Source organism: Staphylococcus sp. 17KM0847 (assembly GCF_013463155.1).
GTDB lineage: Bacteria > Bacillota > Bacilli > Staphylococcales > Staphylococcaceae > Staphylococcus.
On the sequence record NZ_CP040781.1, the window covers coordinates 1,132,237 to 1,152,303 of the forward strand.

The window sequence follows — 20,067 nt, forward strand, 5'->3', positions numbered from 1 at the left end:
TACGAATGAGCGATCGCTTTATTATGTTTAATGATGAACAACTTGATGCAATGAAGGTTATGATGTTACAAGACCTTGCAAGATTATTATTAAAAAATGAGCAAACACAAGTTAAAATACACAAGTTCCCTTATTATGATGCTATCAATAACGAAGTAATATGCAGTTCGTTTTGGGCACATCGTCCCGAGCATATTGAAAAAACTGGATTAAAGACAGACGTTTTACTTGCGACATACAGCTATTTTCATATGTCACCTGAAATTATCAATGCAGTAATTACAAATAAAGAAGCATTTCGTCATCCTAAGTTATATCGTCAACTGTTCAAACTCATTGAAGAAATACGCATTTTAAACTTAATTGTGCACGAACGTCCGCAAACAGCTAAATTTATTAATATGCGTAGACAGATGCGTTTACAATATTGTGAATCCCAAATCAATGTATATCAGACTAAAACAATGTATACCGATTTGCTATTTTTAAATTTAGAACGATCATTTTTAACTGAAAATTTCTTTGATGTTCCTCATATTCATGCGGACATCGATTTAGCATTAGAAATGATGTATCAATATCTACCTGATGTGTTCAATATTCATTCAAGTGAAGAAGCCATGTATCTCACACAGCGAATTATGTTTCAAGTCGATGATTGGTTAAAGGAAGATATGTTAAATGAATATTATCATATACCGAAACATATTTATGAAGCACTTGAAGGGTTAACATTGGAGGATATTAAGCGAACAGACGCTGCACAGACGGATGGTCAAACAGATGAACAAGAAGATATCGAAACGGAAGAGATAGACTCAAAACACGCAGATAGTGAAACAGCTGGTGGTGCATACTTAGAAACAGAACTTCATGAGGGTGAAAATAGCGAAGTATTAAGTGACAATGATACAGCTCGAGAAGGAGACAGCACAGACGATATGACAGATATGCTCTCCAAGAAAGGGAAAGGATCTCAAGATACATTAGACAACGAAGAAGGAGGGCATCAAAGTCATCATGCTTCGTTACTCGGTTTGACAGGTATTAATGCCAACGTAAGCATTCAATGGAATGTACCTACAATCGAGCCTCATTTTGTTGAAGCCTATAAACAAGTACAAACAGATGTACAATATGAAGTGAAAGACCTTATTAAAATTATTAAAAAAACAATAGATCGTGAATTTCAAGATGTGCGTCATAATCTGACAAAAGGTCGTCTTCAGCGCAATCTCATCAATTGGTTTATTGATGATCAATATAAACTTTTCTATAAAAAAGCTGATTTAAGTCAAACTTTTGATGCTACTTTTACACTACTTATTGATGCATCAGCAAGTATGTATGACAAAATGGATGAAACAATTAAGGGCGTAGTACTGTTTCACGAAACGTTAAAAGCATTGAATGTGCGCCATGAAATATTAGCATTCAATGAAGATGCTTTTGATGCTGATGAAGATAATCAACCCAACATTATTGATGAAATTATTAATTATCATCAATCTATTTATCAAACTGAAGCACCACGCATTATGTCCTTAACACCCCAAGATGACAATAGAGATGGTGTAGCAATACGCATAGCAAGTGAAAGACTTTTAACTCGTTCTGAAAAACAAAAGTTTCTTATTGTATTTTCTGATGGAGAACCTTCTGCATTCAACTATACTCAAGATGGTATTTTAGATACTTATGAAGCTGTTGAAATGTCACGTAAATTAGGCATTGAAGTATTTAACGTCTTCCTCAGTCAAGAAGTCATTACAGAAGCAATAGAACAAACAATTCATAATATTTACGGACCTTTCGCTATTTTTGTTGAAGGCGTCGAACACTTACCAAGTCAACTTTCTCCATTACTTAAAAAGTTATTATTAAAATCTTTTTAAAAACAACTATTCATTAAAGAGAAGCAGAAACCTTTTATTATTTATTAATTCAAAGTTCTGTTTCTCTATCATTATTTTATAGCATTTTTCTATTTAGATTCTGGCTTTTTATCTACTTTATGCTGATTTTTAAAATTTTCAGAAATTTAATAGACGTATAAAATTTATTGTGATACAATGAAGCATAAATTTAAAAAAGCAAGTTTTAAGGAGTAAGTTTATGAACAAGAACACACTATTTATCGGTTTTATGTTATTTGCCATCTTCTTTGGTGCAGGTAACCTGATTTTCCCACCTAGTTTAGGTTTAGCAAGTGGTCAATACTTTTGGCCAGCAATTATTGCCTTTGTTATTACTGGTATTGGTTTACCATTACTCGGTGTTGTAGTAGGGGCTTTAGACAAACAAGGCTATATCGGTTCAGTCAATAAAATACACCCTGCATTTTCAGTTGTATTTTTAGTCGTTATCTACTTAACAATTGGACCTTTATTCGCTATCCCACGTACTGCATCTACATCATTTGAGATGACAGTCACACCAATTATTCATTCAAGTAGCCCTGTTTGGTTATTTGTATTTTCAGTTATTTATTTTATTATCGTTTTATACTTATGTTTTAATCCTGGCAAGATTGTGGATCGTATCGGTGCAATTTTAACACCATTACTCTTATTTACAATTCTTGCAATGATTGTGAAAGGTTTTATTGACTTCGGTGGTCAACCACACACTGATGCTGATCCTGAAGTATATTCATCTACACTTTCTGGTTTTTCAAAAGGCTTTACTGAAGGTTACTTGACAATGGATGCAATTGCGGCAATTGCTTTCTCTATGATCGTTGTAAATGCCGTTAAAGCAACTGGTATTAAGCATGCAAATGATATTTTTAAACAAACAGCTATTGCAGGTATTATTGCTGCTGCTGCACTTGCATTCATTTACATTTCATTAGGCTTTATCGGTAATCATATGGTTATTGATGCAGACACAATGAAACAGTTAACAGAAAACAACCAGAATATCGGTGCACATTTACTGATTACTATGGCAGCTACGGGTTACGGCGCATTTGGTAAGTACCTCCTTGGTATTATTGTTGCACTTGCTTGCCTAACAACAGCGTGTGGCTTAATCGTATCAGTAAGTGAATACTTCCATAGCATTTTACCTAAAGTTTCTTACAAGGCTTACGTGATCATCTTTACACTTATCAGCTTTATTTTATCAAACTTAGGTTTAAATGCTGTGATTCAACTTTCAATACCTGTTTTACTTATTATTTACCCAATTGCAATCACAACTGTACTTTTAATCTTGATTGCACGATTTGTACCAACACGTCAAATCACACAACAAATTACAGTAGCAGTTATTACGATTGAATCTATTCTAAGTGTGATGAATTCCAAGGGATGGTTAAGTGTTCCTTTCATTGAACATCTACCATTCCACGAATATTCACTTGAGTGGTTCCCAATTGCTGTCATTACATTGATTATTGCTTATGTTATTGGAAGCTTTGTAAAATCATCAAATATTATCGTTTATGAAAAAGAATAACACTAAAATGAAAGGCTAGGGCAAATCATGCTCCTAGTCTTTTTGCTATCTATTTTGTTGATTATTTTAAGCAAAATAGATATAATATTTATACTTAATTCGAAAGGAGTGCTATTTTATGTCTACACTTGTTATACTCACACATCCTAATATGACACGATCTCAAGTGAATCGTAAATGGCGCGATGCTTTATTAGATGATGGTATAGATGTACATGAGTTATATCACACATATCCAGATGGGGTTATAGATGTTAAAGCAGAACAATCTTTATTAGAACGTTACGATACCATTATTTTCCAATATCCAATGTATTGGTACAGCTCACCATCATTACTGAAACAGTACTTGGATGAAGTTTTCCTTTATGGCTGGGCTTACGGTTCAACAGGTAACGCATTAAAGGGGAAACAGTTCGGACTTGCTGTGTCTATCGGTGGGGAAGCTGATCACTACAACTCTGAAACACATACTCGCTATACACCAGAAACACTATTAACACCCATGTTAGCCACTTTTGACTTTATTGGAGCCAAATATATCGGCTTACACAAATTACACGGTGCAGCGAATATCGATTCTGAACAATTGAAAACAAACACTGCAGAATACCTTTCATTTATCCATAACGCTAAATAAACTTAAAAGCAGTACGAAACAAATCTATATTTCGTACTGCTTTTTCAAATTTACATATGCAAATGATCACGTTGCTGCTGTGCTGTATCTAAGCGTGCTCTAAGATTTTGTTCAAGTTGTTGTAAATCTTTTTCTGCTTGCTGTCGTTTTTGACGACCCTCTTCTTGAATTTGTAAGGTTTCTTCAATTGTTTGAATAATATTATCTTGTGTTGTTTTCAATGTTTCAATATCAACAATACCACGTTCATTCTCTTCAGCAGTTATTCTTGCATTTTGGCGTAGCATTTCTGAATTTTTTAATAAAATTTCATTTGTTGTATCTGTCACTTGCTTTTGTGCCTGTGCCGCTTTATTTTGTCGATTCAATGTTAATGCAATCGCCATTTGATTTTTCCATAACGGAATACTTGTTAAGATAGAGCTTTGAATTTTTTCAGCCAAAGCTTGATTAATATTTTGGATCATTCTAATTTGTGGGGCAGATTGCAACGTAATTTGACGTGATAATTGTAAGTCATAAATCCGTTTGTCCAGTCGATCAATAAACTGTTCCATATCTGCAACATCTTGTACAGCCATTTGATTGTCTGATTGCTGTGCCGTTTCACGTAATTGTGGGAGTATATGCTGTGTTAGTTCGCTTTTTTTCTCTTGTGCTGCAGCTATATAAAGATTGATCACATCATAATAATCTTTATTTTGTTGATACAAATCATCAAGCAAGCGCACGTCATTAATGAGTAATGATTTATTCTTATCCAACTCCACTGAAATGCGATCTACTTGGGCACTGACCGATTGCATACGCGAAAACAATTGTTGCATTGATGACTTAGAGCGTTTAAATACTTTCTTTAAAAAAGAATCATTTTTTTGAGACAAATCTTCAGGGTTTACTTCTTTTAACTTATTCATCAATTTTTCTAATGTTTCACCAATGGATCCTACATCTTTGGATTGTATTTCATCAAGCATTTGATGTGAAAAGCCTGATAAATGAGATTGTGCATTCGAACCAAATTGTAATAAGCTATCATGATTCAATGGTTCAATTTGACTTGCTAGTGATTTGATTTTTTGTTGATCTTGTTCAGAAAACTGAGCGATTGCGGTATCTGATTTTGTAACATGCGTTGATTGTTTCACTTCATGTTCTTGCTCAAAGGTTTCAAAATAGCGATCCAATGGATGATGGGACGCATTTTCAATATCAGTTTGTTTCATTTTCATACTCCTTATCTTTATTTTGTTGATAAAGCTTATTCAAACGTATTTCTGTATCAATTTGCTCATAATGCTGTTCATTTACACGCTTCAAATCTGCAACTAATGTACGTTTAATCTCTTCAAGCGTAATACGTGTTTGATGTAACATTTGCTGTTCTTCGGCTGACTTCATTGGCATTTTAGCAAGATGTGTATAACTTTCAACAAGATGCAGTGCATTATCAATATGTGAATAATAAAAACTTTCAATTCGATAAAACTGATTCGGCTTTTGACGAACAATTTGATTAATTGTTCGTGTTAACCGATAAATATCATTAACCAACTTAAAATCTTGAATCGAGCGCACATTAATAAATGTTTTGAAAATACGTTTTACTTTATTTTGTGCTGCATTACTTTGATGTCGAATATAGCGATAGTCTTTTCTCGTTAAACCCAGCTCATCTAAATAATTTTTAGATGTTAAACGCTGTGTAGGTACATACCCCATAGCAAAACCAAATATACCCACAAACATATCTAATAAAAAATGAAAATCAAAACCTATAATACTTGTAAAAAAAGCAATCGCAGACACGGGCAAACCTACAACAACACCCAAAACACGCGATAGATTATATCTCATAATAATAACTTCCTTTATATTTATGCTAATACTGTAAATTTTTTTAATGTTGGATCTATATCAAGTGTTTCTATATGATAATTTGTCACTGATGAGGCAGGGGAGGCACCATGGATGACTGCATTGACAAATGGATCTAAATCGGCATTATCAGCTTGTGCAATCACTTCAACATAATCCGCTACATTACGTACAGTTCCAGTGACTTTATATTTTTGAGCAAGACGTTCTGTAAAATAACGAAACCCTACACCTTGTACACGACCATAGACATGAATTAAACAACGTTTCATAATAATCCCCCTTTTCTATAATTATACGTATTTTTACCAAAAAAGACTAATAATTAGGAATGCACGTTCAATGAATGGACAAGATCAATCACTTGATTTTTAATGCTAAAAAGATTAAGTTGTTGAAGTAGCATCTTGTACAAGGAATCAAATATCAATGTACAATTTTGCTCATTTTTGGCAGTATACACGAGAATACTTATTATAGATTTGGAGGATTTTTCATGTGGGAACTGGCAAAGATTCGTGCAGACTACGAAGGTTGGTGGCTCTTTGATGATTGGCCAGAACATATTATAGAAACACAACACTTCTCAACATATGAAGCTTTTATAGAAGCATATTCATATATCATTAAAAATGCACAATGTCGTTATGATAACTATGTAGTAGGCAAACATAATATTTATGCTTTTTATAATAACTGTGATATGAACTACTGTGAAGATTGTGATGAAGACCTTCAAATTTTTTATAGTTATATTGTTTTAAAGAATAAAAAAATTTATTTAAATATGCCATTAATAAACTGAAATAAAAATTTTTATTTCTGTATTGCAAATACTATGTTCGTACATTATAATAGTATGTAAGCAATTGCATTATTCCATATTGCAAAGAATATTTATAAACTTTATAGTATTTTTTGTAATATGCGAATAGCGCATATTGAATTTTAGTCTTGGAGGTTTCACACATTATGAAACAAGGTACAGTAAAATGGTTTAACGCTGAAAAAGGTTTTGGTTTTATCGAAGTTGAAGGTGAAAACGACGTATTCGTACACTTCTCAGCTATTAACCAAGAAGGTTACAAATCATTAGATGAAGGTCAAGCAGTTGAATTTGAAGTAGTTGAAGGCGATCGCGGTCCACAAGCTGCTAACGTTGTTAAACTATAATAAATAGATGCAATATTGACTATTTTAAAGAGTAGGGTGTAGGCCCTACTCTTTTTTTGTCTATCCGTCTTCTGCGGTGGGTATGTTCTTATCATTATATATAACTGAACAATAACTCAACTTACAATTATACTGTCTGCACACAAGTACTTTTAGAAATGATAATAACAAAATTGCTACTACAAATGATATAATATTAAAGTCGTCGTTTCACTTCTATGCTGTATTTAGCATGGAAGGAGGTGACATCATGTTCAGCATTCTATTTGTATCTTTGATTGCCCCTATATTAGTAGGGGTGACAATCACGCTATTTTCATATTGGCTGAATAATCGTGATAAATAAAGCGACGACATCGCCGATACACCATAATTAAAAACCCGACAACTATTCGCAGTAGTTGTCGGGTTTGGTGTTTATCATGTCATCATTCTATTTGTTAATCGTATTATAGCATAAATTAGAAAGATTTTGCAAAATATAAGTACAGTAGGAGAAAGCGCTCAAAATAGGACATGACATCACTATAAATTTTCATTGAAAGTATAGGATTTAATATAAATCATTGTCAAAGCGTTTCAGTAGAGTAATATGTTACTCTTTTTTAATGCATCTATTATTTCACATCATTGATGATTAACTGGCGTAGTGACTGGCGCTTGATCACTTCTCTAGCTTTACCATTTGATACAAAAAATACAGCTGGTTTTTGGATTTGGTTGTAATTCGAAGCCATACTATAATGATATGCCCCCGTAGATTGTACAGCTAAATAATCGCCACGCGACACACTAGAGGGAAGTTTAGCTTCATGGATTAAAATATCTCCAGATTCACATAATTTCCCTGCAACAGTGACTACTTGATCTGCCTTTTCATTGCGATCAACAAGTAATACTTTATATTTCGCATCATAGAGTGCTGTACGAATGTGATCACTCATGCCACCGTCTACAGAAATATACTTATTGACAGACGGTATATCTTTCACAGTACCTACTTCATACAATGTCACACCTGCCTCAGCAACAATCGAACGTCCCGGTTCAATACTCAATGTTGGAATAGGGTAATCTAGCTCTCGACACTTTTGTTTAATGGCCTGTACAATTTCAGTGATGCCTTCTTCAATATTAAAGGGCTTATCTCCTTCAACGTATTTAACGCTAAAACCGCCACCTAGATTAAGCAACTCAATATCAATGGCTTGATCATTCAGCCATTCTAATACCATCTGTGCAGTTTGAATCATGCCTGTTGTTTCTTCAATTTGCGAACCAATATGAAAATGAATCCCTTTTAAGTTCAAATAATGACTGTTATAAATCATTTCAACCGCTTGTTCAGCAAGCCCGTGCTTTAATGATAATCCAAATTTACTTTTTTCTTGACCTGTTTGGATGAATTCATGAGTATGTGCTTCTACTCCTGGATTAACACGAATCAATATATCTACCGGTTGTGTTGCATATTCATCGATAACTTCTATCTCATCCAATGCATCAACAACAAAATAACCAATCCCCTGTGAAAGTGCATATTGAATCTCTTGTTTTGTTTTATTATTACCGTGAAAATGAATACGCTTAGGATCATAGCCTGCCTCAATAGCTGTATACAATTCACCCTCAGATACAACGTCTAAATCAAAATCTTCCTCTTCCACAAGTTTCACCATTTGAATGCATGTAAAAGCTTTAGACGCATAAGATAAAACATAACCAATATCATTTTGTTGGAATACACGATGATATCGTCTCATTTGTTCACGAATTTGTTGCTCATCATACACAATTGTAGGTGTACCAAAGCTTTGTGCAATTGTCTTTAAACTTGTACCCTCAATTGTTAGTTCACCACAATTATTATAAGTTACTGTCATTTATATATACTCCTTTGTTAAAGAATCTAGGTTTAGCGCACTTAATTGTTCGGAGTTAGCACCTACACCTTTAAATGTATAATCATCAATACGCAAAGTTTTGTCATACAAAATCACTTCATCTTGCGGTTGAATATCTTCATCAACCTCAACGAACATATGACTCATCATTAAAGCACGGATAGGGTAGCATTTCCCATGAATCAACACCTCATGTTGTGCACGTGTTCTCAATATGCCATCACCATAACCTACATCAATAACTGCTAAACGTGTATCATTTCTTTCGGCAGTATAAGCAAAACTATAACCACAATGTTCATTTTTATGTACAGTACGTACTTGAAGTACATTGGCTTTTACTGTCAACGCTTGTTCAACTACTTCTCTCGATACAGTAGAATAGGGGCGTGAACCATAAAGTGCTATTCCTACACGTGCATGTGTATGATTTGGAAATACAGCACCCTCACGCATATAACTTGCACTATTTTGCGCATGTACCATCTCAAAGTCGTAGCCTTTTTCTTGTAATTGTTCAACAACGCTCAACCATGCTTCCCGTTCAATATCATAGTCTGGTACATCAAATTCATCTGCATAACCAAAATGCGTCCATAAGCCAATGATTTTCATTTTAGGTGCTATATTATTCTCGTGATCTGCCAATACATCTAGTATGTCATCTATTGTTTTAAACCCTGAGCGATGCAGTAGATTTTCATATTCTAAATGTACTTTGACATCAACCAACTGCGCTTTATTTTGCTGATAAAAAGCTGGAGAGGGGAGTGTCATATGAATATCATATTGCCGTAATATATCGAACGCATATGTTGGATTCATTAAAAATATAGTAGCTTGAGGTGCTAATTCTCGAATCTGCATTGCTTCTTTTAACGATGTTGTACTAAAACATCGAATACCCGCTTGCCAAAATTGTTCAACTGCAAATTCCAAGCCATAATTATAAGCATTATTTTTAACAACAGCCATAACAGATTGATTGTTAACGATACGCTGTACATTTTTTTGGAAAATATCACGATTGACTTGCCATATCGCCGTCATACTAACACCTCACCATAATTAAAAAGTAAGCGTTCATAATAATCAGCAATTCGAATTAAAACAGCTTCATTAAGATTCAAACGTGGCGTATGTAAGCCATGTACAAATTGTTGTGCTTCATTTCTTGTACCAAAAAACACAAAATAAGCAGGAGCAACTTGACCATAAAAGCTGAAGTCTTCACCGAATAGATAGGGGTTAGTAGGTTCAATGACTGTCTGATTGTGATATGTTAAGCTCTCTACCACATATTTTTTTAACTTTGGATCGTTCATCGTTGGAGGGTATCCTTCTTCAAACTTCACTTTGCATTGAACATTAAACAGCAATTCAATACTTTCTGCAATTTTGTTCATTTGTGATTGAACGGTATGTAAGTCATCCATACTGTACGTACGAATCGTACCTTCTAAATAGCCCTGACTCGGAACGGTATTAATCGCTTCACCTGCATTAAAACGCCCAATGTGTACAATGTTTCGTTGTAGTCCATTTAAATGATATTGTTGAATTTGTGAAAGTTGGATGAGTAAATGCTGCATGGCTTCACCCGTAGAATATCCTTGTTCTTTATTCGCAACATGACTGGATTGACCTTCTAAAAAAAAGCGATACTCTGTTGCACTTGCTGTAATCTCCTCATCACGAACAACGACTGCTCCTTCATCTACAAAAGGCATAATATGCACACCATAGATGGCATCAATTTGATAACGTGACAATACACCCGTTTGGATAATTAAATGTGCACCTCCACCTGATTCTTCAGCAGGTTGAAAAATAAACACGACATTATGGGGAAGGGTTCCTTGATCATACAGTGCTTTACAACGTTTAACATGGAGCATAAGTGCTGTCGTATGACCATCATGACCACAAGCATGCATGACATGATCAACTGTACTACGATAATCCACATTATTTTCTTCATGGATAGGCAAAGCATCAATATCAGCTCTAAATGCAATTGTATGATTCGATTGACCTTCTAAATAAGCAATGACACCAGTCTCTAATGGACATTCATAAGAAACACCAAGCCCTTCAAGAAACTGAATAATATAATCTGTTGTTGCATATTCTTCTAAACTGAGTTCTGGATGCGCATGTAAATAGCGTCTATGTTCAGTCACAAATTCTAACTCATTCATTTTTCCCACTCCTCATTATGTATCAAAAAAGGGGTGAAACAGAAATCTACTATTACTCAAAGATCTCATTGTCTCACCCCTACATCAATGACTTAGCCAATAGGATGAATCAATGCTTCAGTCTCCTAATGGCTATGAGTTTCTACCCATTATTTTTAACATCTATTGATCCAGTTTACGTAATGCTGAAACAATCTCTCGTTTTGAATCTTCTACATCACTTGCTTGTTTAATCACTTTGGCTGGCGTACCTGCTACTACTGCTCCCGCTGGTACATCTTGTGTCACAATAGCACCTGCTGCAACTATCGCACCTTCACCTACATGAACACCTTCTAATATGACAGCATTCGCTCCAATTAAAACGTCGTCTTCAATCACAACAGGGGAAGCACTAGGGGGCTCAATAACACCTGCTAACACTGCTCCTGCACCTACATGAACATTTTTTCCTGTTGTAGCACGACCACCAAGCGTTGCATTCATATCAATCATTGTACCTTCACCTACAACAGCTCCAATATTGATTGTTGCTCCCATCATAACAACAGCACCGTCACCAATCACTGCATGCTCACGAATAAAAGCTCCCGGCTCAATACGCGCATTAGTGTTGGTTAAATCTTTGAGTGGAATTGCTGAATTGCGACGATCCATTTCAATCTCAAGTTCTTCAATAGCTGTATGATACACATCATAAAATACTTGCCAATCACTTGCTTCACAAAAAATAACTTTTGAACGATCTGAACCAAAAACCTTGAATTGTTCTGGAAACGTTACATCACTAAATTCTCCATTAATATAAACTTTTAATGGGGTTGATTTTTTTGCATCACTAATATATTGAATAATCTCTTCAGCCGTAAAATTTTTAACCATATTTTATAAGCACTCCTCTTATTATAAATTATCGAATGTATAGTAGCCCGGTTGTTTATCAATCAATCGTTGTGCAGCATTCAGCGCACCATTAGCGAAAATATCTTTAGACTGTGCACGATGTGACAGGGTAATGGTCTCATCCACACCTGCAAATAACACATCATGTTCACCAACAATTGTCCCACCACGTACTGTATGAATACCAATTTCTTGTTGTTCACGTTTTTGATTTTTCTGACTTCTATCATATACAGGTTTCAGATCGTTGCGCAATTGATCGATAACATCATACAATTTTACTAAAGTTCCACTTGGTGCATCTACTTTTTGATTATGATGGGCTTCAGTCATCTCAATATCAAAATCTTGTAGTAGAGGAACAGCTGTCTCTAATAATTTAGTTAATACGTGAATACCGTAGCTCATATTTGCACTAAAGAATACGGGCATCGTTTCTGCCAATTGTTGCAATTTATTATGAATTCGCTCTTTCTCCCCAGTCGTTGCAATAACAAGAGGCAAGTTAAATGTATCATCAAGCAAAGGTAACAATAAATCAGGGTGAGAGAAGTCAATGGCAATATCCACTTCTTGTATGTCGCTGATTTTATCAAAAGTAGGGTAGGGAATACTTTCACGATGTTTGTTCGGAATAACACCTACAATTTCATGGCCTATCTCTTCTGCTAAACGGGCAACACGCTGATTCATTGCACCGTAACCAATCAATAATATTCTCATGCCAGAACCTCCGTTTTGAAGTTATCAAAAGCTACCTTGAGCTGTGCTTGTTCTTGCTCATTCAAAGGAACTAATGGCAATCTCACCTCATAGTTTCCAAATCCTTCCAAAGCTGCTAAATATTTAATAGGGATAGGATTAATATCAACAGACATCGCTGATAAAAGCTTACCAATAGGTCTGAACAGCACTTCACGATTTGTTCGGTCTGTATAAACACGTTGAAAAGCTTCAGGAATAACATTAGCAGCAACTGAGATCACGCCATGTCCACCTTCTTGATAATATCTCACAATATTATCATCATTGCCACTATATAGGGCAAACTCTGATGTATTCACACGCGATTGTACATCTGCTAAATAGTCAAAATCATTTGTTGCGTCTTTTAAGGCAACAATATAAGGATGGTGACTTAAATGTTCAACAGTTGCCGGTTCAATCGTACTGCTTGTTCGGGATGGAACATTGTACAGTACGACAGGAAGCTCTACGGCATTGGCAATTGTTTCAAAATGTGCAATCAATCCGCGTTGGCTTGTTTTTAAATAATAGGGGGTAATAAGCATAATTGCATCTGCTCCCAATGCTTTAGCTCGCAATGAAGCTTCTATTGAACGCTGTGTATTATTTGTGCCTGTACCCACTATCACTGGAACACGAGATTGGTTTTCATCAATAACTGTCATTAAAATTTGATCTTTTTCTTGATCTGTAAGTGTTGGATTCTCAGCTGTTGTACCGTTGACAATTAATGACTGAATACCGTGATCGATAAGGTAATTCACCTGTTGACGAATAGCTTGATAGTCTACTTGATCATTCGAAAAAGGGGTGATTAACGCTACACCTGTCCCTTGAAAAATATGTGTCATATACATTATGCTCCTTTCATTCTAATCACTTGTTCTAACACTTGTACTGCATTAAGTGCCGCTCCTTTTAGTAAGTTATCTGATGTGACCCAAATATGAAATGTGTTATCTAATGAATCATCTTGACGAATACGCCCGACAAATACTTCATCGCGACCTGTTGAATGAATGGCAAGAGGGTATTCATTATTTGCCGGATTGTCAACTAAAACAACACGTGGATCCTGTTCGAATAAATTTTGAATCGCTTCAACTGTTGCTGGTTTATCGAGTGTGACATTGATATGTACACTATGGCTGTCCTGCACGGGTACACGTACACATGTTGCAGTTACATTCAATGTAGGTTCATTCAATATTTTTTTCGTTTCATCAATCATCTTTTGTTCTTCTTTTGTATATCCATTATCTAAAAACACATCAATATGTGGTAAAACATTGTTATAGATTGGATGTGGGTATGCTTTTGGTTCTACACCATGTGCACCATCTTCTAAATCCTTTTTACCTTGCATGCCTGAGCCGGATACAGCTTGATATGTTGTATATGCAACACGCTTTAATCCAAATTGTTCTTGCAAAGGTTTTAAAGGTACAACCGATTGGATTGTCGAGCAGTTTGGATTAGCAATAATACCACGAGTAAATGTAGGTTCATTGACTTCTGGAACAATTAAATCAACATCTTCTGCCATACGCCACTGACTTGAGTTATCAATAATAATGGCACCGTGTTGTTCAAATAGTGGGGCATATCGTTCACTCGTTCCACCACCCGCACTCATCAATACATAGTCAAAGTCACCATCTGTTGCTGCTTCAGTCAGTTCTTGAACCGTATATGTTTTACCTTGAAAGTTAATTTCTTGTCCAGCTGATCGTTTTGATGAAAACAAAACAAGTTCATCAAACTCAATACCTTTACGATCAAGTGTTTCTAAAATTTTAGATCCTACTAATCCTGTTGCACCTGCGACTGCTAATTTTACCATGTTGTTCACTCCATATTCTCAAGTAATAATTAATTAAATACTCTAGGGATAAAGCAGAATATTTAATCATTTCAAAAAATTATAATTCTTTTTATCTACCAGCTTAAACGTATATTTAATTTTCCAATCTAAGAAAATTGTAATTATTCTCTTAGATATCGATTATATTAAAACTTTTCTGACCTCCTCCTATGTTGAGAAAACCATCAGAATATATAAAAAAAACAAGTTCGGCATGTGCTGAACTTGTTAACTTTATATACAAGTGATGCACTCCATTATCAGTAAGAATAATGACAGATTCTTAGCTCTTAACCTTAGAATCCAATAAACAGCTTCTGCAAATACTGTTTATTTCGGCATCTCACCCTTTGAATACATATAGCTTGCAGGCCAATATATGTATCTACTTATGATTGATGCGCCTCATCAAAAATTATTTAATTAATAGGTATGTGTCATATTATACATATTTGATACATGACTGTAAACACTAATGTGCAAACTTTTTAAATTTACAGATAATAATAACTTGATAAAGTGTAGAAGAGGGAAGACACTTCAACTTTCTTTCAATATTAAAAGAGCGCGAGATCGCTGCTTTTCCAGCGAATAAAATCTCTATCTCGCGTCTTTTTCAATATTTATTTTGTTTTTAAAATCCCTTTTTCTTCTAAATAATTTTCATAAGGTATTTCTTTAGAGAGACCTGTTTCCACGTCCAAATCAATCACCCGATTTGCAATGGTATTGATAAATTCGAAGTCGTGTGACGTAAAAATGAGTGAACCTTTAAATGATTTAAGTCCTTCATTGACAGACGTAATACTCTCAAGATCTAAGTGGTTTGTTGGCTCATCTAGTAATAATACATTCGCACTTGAAAGCATCATTTTACTCAACATACAACGTACTTTCTCACCACCAGATAAAACACTTGCTTTTTTCTTAACTTCTTCACCACTAAATAACATACGCCCTAAGAAACCGCGTAAAAATGTTTCTGTTTGCTCATCTTCTGGTGCATATTGACGTAACCAGTCAACAAGATTCATATCTATACCTTCAAAAAAGGCTGAATTGTCTTTAGGGAAGTAACTCTGTGACGTTGTTACACCCCATTTAATAGTACCTTCATCTGGTTCAAGTTCTCCCGCCAAAATTTTTAATAATGTTGTTTTAGCAATTTCACTACTTCCCATCAATACTGCCTTATCATTTGGATTCATTGTAAATGAAATATGATCTAGTACTTTTTCACCATCGATTGTTTTAGAAACACCTTCAACAAACAGTAAGTCATTACCAATTTCACGTTCAGGTGTGAATTTAACAAACGGGTAACGTCTTGAAGAAGGTTGAATATCATCCAACTCAATTTTTTCAAGTTGTTTCTTACGACTTGTTGCTTGTTTAGATTTAGAGGCATTAGCAGAGAAACGCGCAATAAACTCTTGCAGTTCTTTGATTTTATCTTCTTTTTTCTTATTTTGTTCTTGTGCCATCTTTTGAGCCAGTTGACTAGATTGATACCAAAAGTCATAGTTACCCACATAGATTTTAATTTTACCAAAATCTAAATCCGCGATATGTGTACAAACATTGTTTAAGAAATGACGATCATGAGACACAACAATTACTGTATTTTCAAAGTTGATTAAAAAATCTTCTAGCCAGCTAATCGCTTGTATATCCAAGCCATTTGTCGGCTCATCTAATAATAAAACATCAGGGGCACCAAATAAACTTTGTGCTAAGAGAACTTTGACTTTTTGATTATTTTCTAGCTCTGACATCTTTTTATCGTGTAATTCTGGATTAATACCTAAACCAGACAATAATGTTGCAGCATCTGACTCGGCATTCCAGCCATTCATTTCTGCAAACTCACCTTCAAGTTCTGCTGCACGAATACCATCTTCATCACTAAAATCAGGCTTCATATAAATCGCATCTTTTTCCTGCATCACTTCATATAAGCGCTCATGTCCTTTAATGACAACATCTAATACCCGTTCATCTTCATGAGCAAAATGATCTTGTTTTAATACTGCAAGACGCTCATCTTTCCCCAATGATACATGTCCTGTTTGAGAGTCTAGTTCTCCCGATAAAATTTTAAGAAATGTTGATTTACCCGCACCATTCGCACCAATTAAACCATAACAGTTGCCAGGTGTAAATTTAATATTAACGTCTTCAAATAATTTACGATCACCAAATCGTAAACTAACATCCGTAACTTGTAACATGCCTTTTCTCCTTTATATCCTTATATATTCTAATGGGTGCATTATATCATATAATAACGTTAAGACATAAACAATTATTAAATATACTTCCTGAGGGTACTGAGTTCAATAGTTAATATTTGACTCAAATTCGTAATTTCAATCGTCTACAAATAATAAGAGATGATATTTATGTTATTTCCTTTAATGCTTATCAGACCCGCACATGCTATAATAAATTTAACATATAAATTAAGAGGAGAACGATATGTCTTTTAAAGAAAATGAGATTGTCGGAACCATAGAGTTTTTAGAAGTAAAAGCATTAGAAGGTTCAACATATATACTAGAAGGACCTAACCAAGAGATAATTAAACTGAATCAATCAGAAGTTGATGCAACAGATTCTTTAGAGATAGGAGAGGCGTATAGCTTCTTTATCTATCCTAACCGCTCTGGTGATTTATTCGCAACACAAAATATGCCTGATATTACAGTAGGACGCTATGATTTTGTACGTGTATTAAGTACTGATCGTGATGGTGCACGTGTAGATGTTGGGTTACCAAGAGAAGTACTTATACCATGGGAAGATTTACCAAAAATAAAGTCTCTTTGGCCTGAAAAAGGGGACTATGTACTCTGTACATTGCGCATTGATCGTGACCGTCAAATGTTTGCACGCCTTGCATCTGAAACAACAGTACAACAGATGTTTACACCCGTTCATGATGATCAATTCCAAAATCAAGTGATTAAAGCGCGACCATATCGCTTACTGCGTGTGGGTTCATTTTTATTAACAAAAGAGGGGCATAAAATTTTCGTCCATGAATCTGAACGTCAAGCCGAGCCACGTCTCGGAGAAGAAATGACTGTTCGGATTATTGGTCATAATGAAAAAGGGGAGTTAAACGGGTCATTTTTACCATTAGCGCATGAACGCTTAGATGACGACGGAGAAACGATATTCAATCTATTAATCGAATATGATGGAACACTACCGTTCTGGGATAAATCAAGCCCTGAAGCAATTAAAGAAGTATTCAATATGAGTAAAGGGGCTTTCAAACGTGCAATTGGTCACCTTTATAAACAACGTATTATTAATATTGAGACGGGGCATATTACACTCACAAAAAAAGGGTGGGCACGTGCTGATCAAAGCAAATAATATAAAGAGGACATCAACTAAGGTGATGTCCTCTTTATATATTTTTAAGATTCCAGTTCATCTGTTAATGTTTCAAGCTCATCAACTAATGTACTGATATATGCAATTGTTTGTTTTAAAGGGCGCTCTGTCGTAACATCAATGCCTGCCATCCGTGCCAGTTCAATAGGAGAAGTGCTATCTCCTGCCTTTAATACATGTAACCAATCATTAACAGCAGGGGCGCCTTCGTTTTCTATGCGTTGCGCCATGATTGTACCAATTGTTAAACCTGCAGAATAAGTATATGGATAAAGTCCCATGTAATAGTGTGGTTGACGCATCCAAGTCAATTCTGTGCCTTCTGTTAAGATAACATCATCTCCCCAAAATGTATGAATAACTTGTTGTTTAATACGATTAAGTAGGGGCGCTGTCAGTGACTGTCCTTGATCTACGTGTAAATACACCTCACGTTGATATGCTGCTTCCAATAAGTGCGTCACCATATTATGATAATATGTACGTGCCAAAATCGAACCAATTGCCCAACGCTTAAATGCTTTGTCATCACTCGTCGATAAGAGATAATTAAGCATCAGCATTTCATTCATCGTAGAAGGCGCCTCAACAAAATACATGGATGCATCTGCTTGTAAATAATTTTGATGTTTATGCGCTAATGCAAAATGACCAGCATGTCCTAACTCATGTGCTAATACAAAAGTTTCTGTCATTTTGCCTGTCCATGAGATAAAAATATAGCTGTGTGTACCATAGGGAGAAGCACAATAAGCCCCTGTCTCTTTGCCTTTATTTTGTGCAAAATCAATCCATCGATATTGATACGCATCCTCAATCATTTGATGGTAATCTTCTCCCAGCTTATCTAAAGCACCAAAGATATATTTTTTAGAATCTTCAATTGTAATATCTGGCTCATAGCTTGGATCTACTGATATTTTTAAATCTTCAAATCTAAGCTCATCAAGATGATTCGTTCGTTGAATAACTTTTGCATAGCGTCTCATAATAGGCGCTAAATCAGACATAATAATATCAATTTGACGATGATACATCTCTGACGTCACATCTTGTTCAGCTAATAAATAATCAATAACTGAATCATAACCACGTAAATCCGCCTCAATCTTTTCAGCCTGAACATGTGCATTATAAACAGCAGCTGTGGTATGTTCATATTTTCGAATGGTATCACTAAAATGTTTAAAACTCGCACGTCTTATCGCTGTGTCACAATGATCTTCGTAAATGCCTTCAAAAGTCGTATAATCCATAGCATAGGTATGACCATCGACCTCAAATGTGCCAAAATCAATATCTAACATCTTTGTAACACCGTAAATATCAGTAGGTGCTTGCAAAACAGGGGACATACGTGTCAGTGCTTCTTCAACTTGTGGATGTAATTGATGTGGTTTCAAACGTCGTAACTTAGTTAAATAATAGCTATATGCTGTATGTTCGATCGCTTCATCTAATAGAACATCATCTAATGCGAGTAATTCAGATTCCAAAAATGTCAAATGACCATAAATTTGACCAACTAATGTATCAAATAGAGCTGCTAATCTTTGTTTTTCTCCATCAGTTGTATCCACACTCAGCTGTAAACTCGCATAATTTTCAACACGATCAATGTCAATCGCAAGGGTACAGTATGCATCTAACGCTTCTTGTATACGCTTTACACTTGTCATTGTGCCACTGTATTGTAACTTAAAATGTTCTGCACGTTGAGGCAACGCTTTTACTGTCGTTTCATATATATCTGTACACTTAAATAAAGCACTTAAATCCCATTTTTCAGATTCATGTACTTCTAATCTTAACGGTAATGATTGTGTCACGTGAAAAACCTCCTTTATATTAAAATTATACCGAATTTTGATATTTTCATATATCTTATAC

The 20,067-nt window shown here is 35.0% G+C and carries 19 protein-coding genes and 1 riboswitch; of the genes, 7 read left to right on the forward strand and 12 right to left on the reverse strand.

All coding sequences use genetic code 11. From position 1 onward, the window contains the following. Positions 1–5: 5 nt before the first annotated feature. The 3 genes from FGL66_RS05445 to FGL66_RS05455 all read left to right on the forward strand — a co-directional run bounded on the left by FGL66_RS05445 (position 6) and on the right by FGL66_RS05455 (position 4,102). Positions 6–1,895, forward strand: a complete 1,890-nt coding sequence (locus FGL66_RS05445) for a vWA domain-containing protein (protein ID WP_180808852.1) — start codon at positions 6–8, stop codon at positions 1,893–1,895. 220 nt (positions 1,896–2,115) lie between these two features. After that, complete coding sequence (gene brnQ3, locus FGL66_RS05450) at positions 2,116–3,462, forward strand: branched-chain amino acid-like transporter carrier protein BrnQ3 (RefSeq protein WP_180808853.1); 1,347 nt, start codon at positions 2,116–2,118, stop codon at positions 3,460–3,462. A gap of 118 nt (positions 3,463–3,580) precedes the next feature. After that, positions 3,581–4,102 (forward strand): NAD(P)H-dependent oxidoreductase, encoded by a 522-nt coding sequence (locus FGL66_RS05455; protein ID WP_180808854.1) that lies wholly within the window; start codon positions 3,581–3,583, stop codon positions 4,100–4,102. A 50-nt stretch (positions 4,103–4,152) separates the two neighbouring features. Here the strand turns inward: FGL66_RS05455 and FGL66_RS05460 are convergent, their stop codons facing one another. The 3 genes from FGL66_RS05460 to FGL66_RS05470 are packed head-to-tail and all read right to left on the reverse strand — an operon-like array spanning position 4,153 to position 6,252. Next, the gene (locus tag FGL66_RS05460) at positions 4,153–5,328 is read right to left on the reverse strand and encodes a toxic anion resistance protein (protein ID WP_180808855.1); all 1,176 of its coding nucleotides are present in this window, start codon (positions 5,326–5,328) and stop codon (positions 4,153–4,155) included. Then, positions 5,315–5,959, reverse strand: a complete 645-nt coding sequence (locus FGL66_RS05465; RefSeq protein WP_180808857.1) for a 5-bromo-4-chloroindolyl phosphate hydrolysis family protein — start codon at positions 5,957–5,959, stop codon at positions 5,315–5,317. The genes FGL66_RS05460 and FGL66_RS05465 overlap by 14 nt, the downstream gene beginning before the upstream one ends. Before the next feature lie 20 nt (positions 5,960–5,979). After that, a complete protein-coding gene (locus FGL66_RS05470) occupies positions 5,980–6,252 on the reverse strand; it encodes an acylphosphatase (RefSeq protein ID WP_180808859.1) in 273 nt (90 codons plus the stop codon). 224 nt (positions 6,253–6,476) lie between these two features. Here FGL66_RS05470 and FGL66_RS05475 point away from each other — a divergent pair, with 224 nt between their 5' ends. The 3 genes from FGL66_RS05475 to FGL66_RS05485 all read left to right on the forward strand — a co-directional run bounded on the left by FGL66_RS05475 (position 6,477) and on the right by FGL66_RS05485 (position 7,499). Continuing rightward, positions 6,477–6,785, forward strand: a complete 309-nt coding sequence (locus FGL66_RS05475) for a DUF1033 family protein (RefSeq protein ID WP_180808861.1) — start codon at positions 6,477–6,479, stop codon at positions 6,783–6,785. A 167-nt stretch (positions 6,786–6,952) separates the two neighbouring features. Continuing rightward, entirely contained in the window at positions 6,953–7,153 is a 201-nt protein-coding gene (cspA, locus tag FGL66_RS05480) for a cold shock protein CspA (protein ID WP_103357964.1), read from the forward strand. A 250-nt stretch (positions 7,154–7,403) separates the two neighbouring features. Beyond that, the gene (locus FGL66_RS05485; RefSeq protein WP_180808863.1) at positions 7,404–7,499 is read left to right on the forward strand and encodes a type I toxin-antitoxin system Fst family toxin; all 96 of its coding nucleotides are present in this window, start codon (positions 7,404–7,406) and stop codon (positions 7,497–7,499) included. Between the two features lie 271 nt (positions 7,500–7,770). On the opposite strand, the gene lysA is transcribed toward FGL66_RS05485, so the two are convergent. The 8 genes from lysA to FGL66_RS05525 form a co-directional block, all read right to left on the reverse strand. Beyond that, a complete protein-coding gene (lysA, locus tag FGL66_RS05490; protein ID WP_180808865.1) occupies positions 7,771–9,036 on the reverse strand; it encodes a diaminopimelate decarboxylase in 1,266 nt (421 codons plus the stop codon). Further along, positions 9,037–10,107 (reverse strand): alanine racemase, encoded by a 1,071-nt coding sequence (alr, locus tag FGL66_RS05495; protein ID WP_180808867.1) that lies wholly within the window; start codon positions 10,105–10,107, stop codon positions 9,037–9,039. It lies immediately after the preceding gene. After that, entirely contained in the window at positions 10,104–11,258 is a 1,155-nt protein-coding gene (locus FGL66_RS05500; RefSeq protein WP_180808869.1) for a M20 metallopeptidase family protein, read from the reverse strand. The genes alr and FGL66_RS05500 overlap by 4 nt, the downstream gene beginning before the upstream one ends. A gap of 162 nt (positions 11,259–11,420) precedes the next feature. Then, on the reverse strand, positions 11,421–12,140 hold the full coding sequence (gene dapD / locus FGL66_RS05505) for a 2,3,4,5-tetrahydropyridine-2,6-dicarboxylate N-acetyltransferase (protein ID WP_180808871.1): 720 nt from the start codon (positions 12,138–12,140) through the stop codon (positions 11,421–11,423). Positions 12,141–12,161: 21 nt separating this feature from the next. Next, positions 12,162–12,884 (reverse strand): 4-hydroxy-tetrahydrodipicolinate reductase, encoded by a 723-nt coding sequence (dapB, locus tag FGL66_RS05510; protein WP_180808873.1) that lies wholly within the window; start codon positions 12,882–12,884, stop codon positions 12,162–12,164. Further along, positions 12,881–13,759, reverse strand: a complete 879-nt coding sequence (gene dapA, locus FGL66_RS05515; RefSeq protein ID WP_180808874.1) for a 4-hydroxy-tetrahydrodipicolinate synthase — start codon at positions 13,757–13,759, stop codon at positions 12,881–12,883. Before dapA ends, dapB begins: the two co-directional genes overlap by 4 nt. A gap of 5 nt (positions 13,760–13,764) precedes the next feature. After that, positions 13,765–14,751 carry an aspartate-semialdehyde dehydrogenase gene (locus tag FGL66_RS05520; RefSeq protein WP_180808876.1) on the reverse strand — a complete coding sequence of 329 codons (987 nt, stop codon included), beginning with the start codon at positions 14,749–14,751 and terminating at the stop codon, positions 13,765–13,767. 260 nt (positions 14,752–15,011) lie between these two features. Beyond that, positions 15,012–15,189, reverse strand: a riboswitch (Lysine riboswitch). A gap of 206 nt (positions 15,190–15,395) precedes the next feature. Then, positions 15,396–17,003, reverse strand: a complete 1,608-nt coding sequence (locus FGL66_RS05525) for an ABC-F family ATP-binding cassette domain-containing protein (RefSeq protein ID WP_180808878.1) — start codon at positions 17,001–17,003, stop codon at positions 15,396–15,398. Between the two features lie 247 nt (positions 17,004–17,250). On the opposite strand from FGL66_RS05525, the gene FGL66_RS05530 reads away from it, so the two are divergent. Continuing rightward, on the forward strand, positions 17,251–18,156 hold the full coding sequence (locus FGL66_RS05530; RefSeq protein WP_180808880.1) for a CvfB family protein: 906 nt from the start codon (positions 17,251–17,253) through the stop codon (positions 18,154–18,156). Positions 18,157–18,200: 44 nt separating this feature from the next. Here FGL66_RS05530 and pepF read toward each other — a convergent pair whose 3' ends face one another. Further along, on the reverse strand, positions 18,201–20,006 hold the full coding sequence (gene pepF, locus FGL66_RS05535; RefSeq protein ID WP_180808882.1) for an oligoendopeptidase F: 1,806 nt from the start codon (positions 20,004–20,006) through the stop codon (positions 18,201–18,203). Positions 20,007–20,067: the final 61 nt, after the last annotated feature.

Coding starts and splice junctions, on each gene's coding strand:
- FGL66_RS05445 (WP_180808852.1), top strand. CDS start 6: ATGAGCGATCGCTTTATTATGTTTAATGATGAACAACTTGATGCAATG.
- brnQ3 (WP_180808853.1), top strand. CDS start 2,116: ATGAACAAGAACACACTATTTATCGGTTTTATGTTATTTGCCATCTTC.
- FGL66_RS05455 (WP_180808854.1), top strand. CDS start 3,581: ATGTCTACACTTGTTATACTCACACATCCTAATATGACACGATCTCAA.
- FGL66_RS05460 (WP_180808855.1), bottom strand. CDS start 5,328: ATGAAACAAACTGATATTGAAAATGCGTCCCATCATCCATTGGATCGC.
- FGL66_RS05465 (WP_180808857.1), bottom strand. CDS start 5,959: ATGAGATATAATCTATCGCGTGTTTTGGGTGTTGTTGTAGGTTTGCCC.
- FGL66_RS05470 (WP_180808859.1), bottom strand. CDS start 6,252: ATGAAACGTTGTTTAATTCATGTCTATGGTCGTGTACAAGGTGTAGGG.
- FGL66_RS05475 (WP_180808861.1), top strand. CDS start 6,477: ATGTGGGAACTGGCAAAGATTCGTGCAGACTACGAAGGTTGGTGGCTC.
- cspA (WP_103357964.1), top strand. CDS start 6,953: ATGAAACAAGGTACAGTAAAATGGTTTAACGCTGAAAAAGGTTTTGGT.
- FGL66_RS05485 (WP_180808863.1), top strand. CDS start 7,404: ATGTTCAGCATTCTATTTGTATCTTTGATTGCCCCTATATTAGTAGGG.
- lysA (WP_180808865.1), bottom strand. CDS start 9,036: ATGACAGTAACTTATAATAATTGTGGTGAACTAACAATTGAGGGTACA.
- alr (WP_180808867.1), bottom strand. CDS start 10,107: ATGACGGCGATATGGCAAGTCAATCGTGATATTTTCCAAAAAAATGTA.
- FGL66_RS05500 (WP_180808869.1), bottom strand. CDS start 11,258: ATGAATGAGTTAGAATTTGTGACTGAACATAGACGCTATTTACATGCG.
- dapD (WP_180808871.1), bottom strand. CDS start 12,140: ATGGTTAAAAATTTTACGGCTGAAGAGATTATTCAATATATTAGTGAT.
- dapB (WP_180808873.1), bottom strand. CDS start 12,884: ATGAGAATATTATTGATTGGTTACGGTGCAATGAATCAGCGTGTTGCC.
- dapA (WP_180808874.1), bottom strand. CDS start 13,759: ATGACACATATTTTTCAAGGGACAGGTGTAGCGTTAATCACCCCTTTT.
- FGL66_RS05520 (WP_180808876.1), bottom strand. CDS start 14,751: ATGGTAAAATTAGCAGTCGCAGGTGCAACAGGATTAGTAGGATCTAAA.
- FGL66_RS05525 (WP_180808878.1), bottom strand. CDS start 17,003: ATGTTACAAGTTACGGATGTTAGTTTACGATTTGGTGATCGTAAATTA.
- FGL66_RS05530 (WP_180808880.1), top strand. CDS start 17,251: ATGTCTTTTAAAGAAAATGAGATTGTCGGAACCATAGAGTTTTTAGAA.